Here is a 6,822-nt window from a genome sequence, read left to right as displayed (position 1 = left end):
ATAGTATTGATTTATTGATTTTAATTTTCTACCATCTATTATGAATGATGCTCCAATATTTGTAACACAAGTACAAAGATTATTTATGCCTAAATCAATCCCTAGTGCATTGTTTTCATTTAATTTCCTTTGAACTTCTTTTACTTCGTAAGTATATTGAATTTCAAAGTACCTAGAATGTTGTTTTGGTATTATTCTAATTTCTTTTATCTTCTTGCCTTTTAATACTGGTGGTAGCTTAATTTTAACTTCCTGATGAGTTTTCTTAAACGAATTTGAATAAGGAACTATCAGCATATCATCTTTTAATCTAACAAAACCTATAACAAGAGTAGTAAAACTATCTTTAGCAAGATATTTAGGTAATTTTATTTTACCATTATATTGACCATTCTTAGCAAGTTTTAAAAGTCCAAAAAATGATTTGAAACTTCTGTCTACTTCTTTTAGAATTTGTTGAGCCATATTAGAATTTAATTTCTTATAATTTTCACTATTTTTAAGCATTTTATAGTTTTCATTATAACTTAAATACTTTTTATTTTTAAAATAGTATTGTCTAACATTGTATATAGCCTGATTCTTTAAATTCTTAGCTATATGGCACAAATATTTTAAATTTCTAAACTCTTTTTTGCTAAGATGTTTTACTTGTTGTTTTAAAGTTAAATACATATATAATCACCTCCTTTTCATCAGAGATATTATATCATGTATTCTACATTTTATCTGTTTATTTTTAAATATTTTTAAAGTTTTTAAAACCCCACAACAGTGGGAAGTGTCGTTCACATAAATACGCTACTACTTATGCAGTTCTCTTGGCATATATACTCCTTAATAAATTAAGGAGATTAGCCTTGAACTTCTTGTTATCTCTAACAAGCACAGACTATATCTTATCCATATCCTATTTCAAGGACTTAGGCGAAACCACTTCCAATACCTATCGCTTGTATTGTACTCCCCTCACGAGGGATAGTCGTTGAACTTTCCTTTTCAGGCTTAGCTGCTGATTGTCTATTATATTCCTTTCTATATGTACGGCTTAATGTTTAGGATTTAACCTTGCACCATCTAGTATATTTTTTCTGCTTTCGCCACCATCACACTTATACCATATTTGAACGAAGGTATTATGTTGTGGTTATACTAGCTTTAAGAGTTCCCAGCAATTCAGTTTCTTTGTTGCACGGTTTTGCTCCGTGTCTACATACAAGTTTCCCTATATGCTTACTAAAATCTTCGTGCAATTTATCTCACGACTAAAAGTTGCGAGTGTTCTTGCACTATTTAATAAAATCTATATTTCTCTTTAATAGCCTTTTTATAAGCCTCAAAAATAAATTCTTTTCCGCCAAATGCTGAAATTAACATAATTAACGTAGATTTTGGCAAATGAAAATTTGTAATTATTGCATCAACAATTTTAAATTTATAATTTCCATAAATAAAAATACTTGTATTTCCTTCATCTGCCATAATTTTACCATTTTCATAAGCAGCTGATTCTAATGTTCTTACTGATGTCGTTCCTACTGCAATTACACGATTTCCCTTTTTCTTAGCCTCATTGATAATTTTAGCCGTTTTTTCAGGTACCCGATATTTTTCACTGTGCATCTTATGATCCATTATATTTTCTACTTTTACAGGACGAAATGTTCCAAGTCCTACATCTAAAAATACTTCTGCAATGATAATACCTTTTTCATGAATTTTTTCTAATAATTCTTTTGTAAAATGAAGCCCTGCAGTTGGAGCAGCGACAGATTCTCCTTCTTTTGCATATACAGTCTGGTATCGATTCTTGTCCTCCAGTTTTTCAGTAATATACGGTGGAAGCGGCATTTCTCCCAACCTATCCAAAATTTCTTCAAATCTTCCTTCAAAACTAAATTTTACAACTCTATTCCCATCATCTTTAATTTCCAAAAGCTCTGCTTCCAGAACTCCTTCCAAAAATATAATTTTTTGCCCAATTTTTAACTTTTTAGCAGGCTTTAACAAAACCTCCCACGTATACAAATCATACCTTTTTAAAAGAAAACATTCAAGCACAACACCATTTTCTTTATGGCCTAATAATCTTGCTGGAATAACTTTTGTACGATTAATTACAAGAACATCATCTTTTTTCAAATAATCTATAATATTATAAAATTTTTTATGTTCTAATGTTTTTTCTTTTTTGTTTAATACTAATAATCTTGAATGATCCCTTGGATTGACTGCATGCTGTGCTATCAGTTCTTCAGGTAATTCAAAATCAAAATCCGAAATTTTCATTTAACTTATTTTCCCTCTTTCCAAATTTTATAAAAAAAATAATATCTCTTAATATTTATTTTATTTTAAAGGAAACAGGGAATTTAATAATTCCCTGCCTACTTACTTAATTTTTTTATATATTTAATTAATATGCACTTCCAATTTCAAATGTCTTATAAGTATCTACTCTGTTATACCATCCTTGAAGCCATCTGCTTTCATTTCTTGGGGCATTTTTTACACGTTTTGCTAATATATCTTTGGCAGAGTTACTAAATTCTACTAATGCACTTTGCCCCGTTGCCGTTCCCTTCATATTTTCAAGCACTTGTCTTAATCCCCAAGCAACATTGTTGTATGATGAGACGCCTTTCAATCCTTCACCTTTGAAGTTTACATAGTCAATTAACGCATAAAGCCCATTGGGAGTGTTTACCATTCTTTCAAATTGATTTTTTAAATTTTCTTTATTTGAAGAAGCCTGTATCATTTTATCAAGTGAACTCTTTAACCTGTCATAAATAAACATTACTTGAATATCTCTTGTATTGTCAAAAAATGCGATTAATTCTTGAATATCTTTATCACCGCTAGCTTTTTTAGACATCAATTCTGACTTACTATTCCAAGGAGAATGTTTAAATTCTGCAAGTAATTTTGGTAATGCAATACCTTTTTCTTTATAATAAGCTATCATATCAGGCAAACTATCTCCAAATCCGCTTCTTCCACCACTAGCCTTAAACCATGTAAAATGTCCAATTCCAAGTGATGGAAAATTTTCTCCATCGTTCCAGTCAACTAGATTATTTCTAACTCCACCAGTTTCATTTTGAAAAATTTTCTCTGCTACAGCAAGTAATTGTTCTCTTGATAATTTCATATCAGGTGTTCCTTGCTGAGTTTTTCTGTTTGCCGTATAAGTATTTGCATTTGGACGTTCATAACTTCCACTATCACGCATATTTCTCAAATTTGTATTTACATTTAAATCAATGTTTTTGTTATTATATTGATTTTTTATTAATTTTTCCAATTGTGAATTATTAGCTGCAGCTGAAGCTATTGATGCAGGTTCTTTTTTAGGTATACTTATATTTTCAGTGTTTCCTGTTGACAAAGACACCTCCTTAATACTTTCATTTCCAAATGATGTTATTGAGCATGCCAACCCAAATAATAATAATATCCCTGTTTTTTTAAAAAATCTCCTATCACAAATCATCAACTCATCTCCATTCTTCTTTAATCAAACGATTCTGCATATTTTTTAAATATAAAATCATTCAATACTTAACTAACTTTCAATTTTATTTATAATTTTCTGTCCTATAACAACTCTATCTAGTCCCGCTAAATCCTTTACAACTTCAACATTCTTAAAACCTGACTTTGTCATAATTTCTGCAACATTTTTTCCTTGTTTATAGCCAATTTCAAATAATAAATATCCAAAATCAGCTAAATAATCAGATGCCTTATGACAAATCTCATAATAAAAATATAATCCGTCATTTCCTGCAAAAAGTGCTTCACTTGGCTCGTGTAATAAAGTGTCATCTGACATAATACCAACTTCATCAAGGGAAATATACGGTGGATTCGACACTATCATATCAAATTGCTTAAATTCTACATTTTCAAACAAATTAGACTTCAAAAATTTTATATTTGGAACTTTTAAAATCTTTTTGTTCTTTTCAGCAGTTTCAAGTGCTTTTTCAGAAATATCCACACCTAGCACATAAGAACTTTCTATTTCCAATGCAGCTGTTATCCCTATTATACCACTTCCAGCACCAATATCAAGTATTTTAGGATGAATTTTTGAATTTTTATTTTCAAAATCTTGATTTTTTAAAATATTATTTTTTAAAATATCAATCATTTTTTCAACTAAAATCTCTGTATCTTGGCGTGGAATCAAAACTCCCTTGTCAACGTAAAACTTTCTTCCATAAAATTCCTGCTCATTCAATAAATACTGAACTGGAAATTTTTCACGTCCAATTTTTTGAATAAAATATCTGATTTTTTTAATTTTTTCATCTTCAATATCATCTCTATACTTTGTAAAAAGCATCATTCTATCAATATTCAAAACATTTGAAAATACAATTTGTGCAATTAATTCTGCTTCTTCAATGTCATTTTTTTTAAGATACTGAATACTTTTATCAAGCAGTAATTTTAGCTGTTTTTCAGATCTTGATGTATTTTCAAAATTACTATTATCAGATATATTTTTTTCTTTTGATTTACTTATTGCTTCATTTAGTTTTTCTCGAATTTTTTTTAATTCATTTTCTGATAATACTTGCTCAAATTTAGCATACAGCATAATTCTTTCCATTTGCATTATTTCAGCAATTATACTTTCTGCTGCTAATCGAGCATTTTTTATATTTTTTTTTTCTAAATAATTAACCGATTTATTCAAAATATCCAGCAAATTATTCATTATTACTTCCAACCTCTTTCAATAATTCTGCTTGTTCAAAAGCTATCAAAGCATCTATCATTTCATCCAGATCTCCATCTAAAATACCTTCAAGTCTATGAAGCGTCAATTTGATTCTGTGATCTGTAACTCTACCTTGTGGAAAGTTATAAGTTCTAATTTTTTCAGATCTATCTCCACTTCCAACTTGTGAACGTCTTTCACTTTCAACTGCACTTCTTTGTTTTTCACATTCCATTTCATATAATTTAGAAACTAATACTTTCATTGCAGCTTCTTTATTTTTTATTTGCGAACGTCCATCTTGCGAAGTTACTACAAGTCCTGTCGGTAAATGCGTGATTCTTACAGCAGAATCAGTTGTATTTACGTGTTGTCCACCCGCACCACTTGATCTATATGTATCAATTTTCAAATCGCTTGGATTAATTTCTACTTCACTTACGTCATCTATTTCAGGTAATACTGCAACTGTAATTGTAGATGTATGAACTCTTCCAGAAGATTCAGTAGCTGGAACTCTTTGTACACGGTGAACTCCGCTTTCAAATTTTAATCTTGAATATGCTCCGTGTCCTTTAATTAAAAATGTTACTTCCTTCAATCCACCAACACCAATTTCATTTTTTTCAATGATTTCAGTTTTCCAACGATTTCTTTCTGCATATCTTGTAAACATTCTGAAAATATCAGCTGCAAATAATGCTGCCTCATCTCCACCTGCTCCAGCACGGATTTCCATAATAACATTTTTATCATCATTAGGATCTTTTGGAAGTAAAAGAACTTTTAATTCTTCTTCAAGATGTGGAATTTCTTCTTCAATAAGATGTATTTCTTCATGCATCATTTCTTTCATTTCTGCATCTTTTTCAGATTTTAAGTCTTCTTTTAAACTTTCCATTTCTTCTTTACGGCTTTTGTAATATGTATATTTTTTAACAACTTCATCAATGCTATTTAAAGCTTTATTATACTCCATAATTTTCTTTGGATCTGATATAACTTCAGGATCCATAAGCATTTTTGTAAGCTCCTTGTGCTTTAAAACAACATCGTCTAATTTTTGAAACATAATCTATTTTCCAACTCCTAAATTCTCGATTTTATTTAAATAATTTGCAATCAAAATTATTTTTGAACTTTATTATATTAGATATTCTTCAATAACCTCGATTCATTTTTAGATAACTTTTAACGTTAAGTATTATAGCATATTTTTTAATCTTTTTCAATTTTTAATTATACAAAATTCCAAATTTCATCATTATAAATAATATAATAAATGCCACCAAAAATCCAAGCAGTCCTCCCACCAAAACTTCTCTAATACTGTGTATTCCAGACTTAACTCTACTTTGAGCAACTAATGCAGCCATAAAGAATCCCAAAACCAGTATTCTTATATCCGAAGTCATAAATACTAATATTCCAAAAGCCGCAAAAGCTATCGCACTATGTCCGCTAGGCATACCGCCTTCAAGTGGTGTACCTTTTCTAAAAAAAGTTTTTAAAACAATTACCAAAATTGAAACTAAAATTAATATCAAAATTGAAATATTACCTTTTCTTCCAGCTATAACATGCAATCTATTTGCACCATCAAAAATATCCAGCAACTTATCATAGAATAGCAAATAACCTACACAAAGTGCATTAATTGCCGCAACTAAAACTGCTCCAGCTGCCACATCCTTAGCCAATTTTGCAAGCGGATGCCGTTCAGGAGAAACTAAATCAATGATTGCCTCAACCGCAGTATTTACAAGCTCTGTAATTATAACAAATGATACCGATAATGAAATTATCAAAATTTCTACTTTGCTCGCATTTATAATAATCGCCAAAATTACAATAATAATTGCCGCAAGTATATGAACTTTCATATGCTTTTCATTTTTCAATGCTGAAATCAGCCCTTCAATTGCAAAATTAAAACTGTCAACAAGCCTTTTATCCCTTGCTCTTTCTTTTTTTATATCCCAATTATATCTATTTTTTTTATGAAACAACGAAAATATTGATTTTTTATTTTTTTTTGCCAAAACTTTTTCTCCTTATCTAAACTTAAATATGATTTTTAATATTTC

Annotated in this window: 6 protein-coding genes; all 6 read right to left on the bottom strand. The window is 29.4% G+C overall.

Annotation, left to right across the window (positions count from 1 at the left end):
* Positions 1-675 (bottom strand): RNA-guided endonuclease InsQ/TnpB family protein (locus ACO409_RS06000; RefSeq protein ID WP_485555748.1); only part of this gene is annotated, 675 nt, incomplete at its 3' end.
* A 618-nt stretch (positions 676-1,293) separates the two neighbouring features.
* Positions 1,294-2,289, bottom strand: coding sequence for a tRNA preQ1(34) S-adenosylmethionine ribosyltransferase-isomerase QueA (gene queA / locus ACO409_RS05995; RefSeq protein WP_485555746.1), 996 nt, complete (start codon positions 2,287-2,289; stop codon positions 1,294-1,296).
* Positions 2,290-2,416: 127 nt separating this feature from the next.
* Complete coding sequence (locus tag ACO409_RS05990; RefSeq protein WP_485555744.1) at positions 2,417-3,496, bottom strand: hypothetical protein; 1,080 nt, start codon at positions 3,494-3,496, stop codon at positions 2,417-2,419.
* Positions 3,497-3,568: 72 nt separating this feature from the next.
* Positions 3,569-4,732 (bottom strand): peptide chain release factor N(5)-glutamine methyltransferase, encoded by a 1,164-nt coding sequence (gene prmC / locus ACO409_RS05985; RefSeq protein WP_485555742.1) that lies wholly within the window; start codon positions 4,730-4,732, stop codon positions 3,569-3,571.
* A complete protein-coding gene (gene prfA, locus ACO409_RS05980; protein ID WP_485555740.1) occupies positions 4,725-5,807 on the bottom strand; it encodes a peptide chain release factor 1 in 1,083 nt (360 codons plus the stop codon). The genes prmC and prfA overlap by 8 nt, the downstream gene beginning before the upstream one ends.
* 163 nt (positions 5,808-5,970) lie before the next feature.
* Complete coding sequence (locus ACO409_RS05975; RefSeq protein WP_485555738.1) at positions 5,971-6,777, bottom strand: diacylglycerol kinase; 807 nt, start codon at positions 6,775-6,777, stop codon at positions 5,971-5,973.
* Positions 6,778-6,822: the final 45 nt, after the last annotated feature.

The organism is Leptotrichia sp. (assembly GCF_057270615.1).
This window is presented reverse-complemented; position numbering and strand designations above follow the sequence as displayed.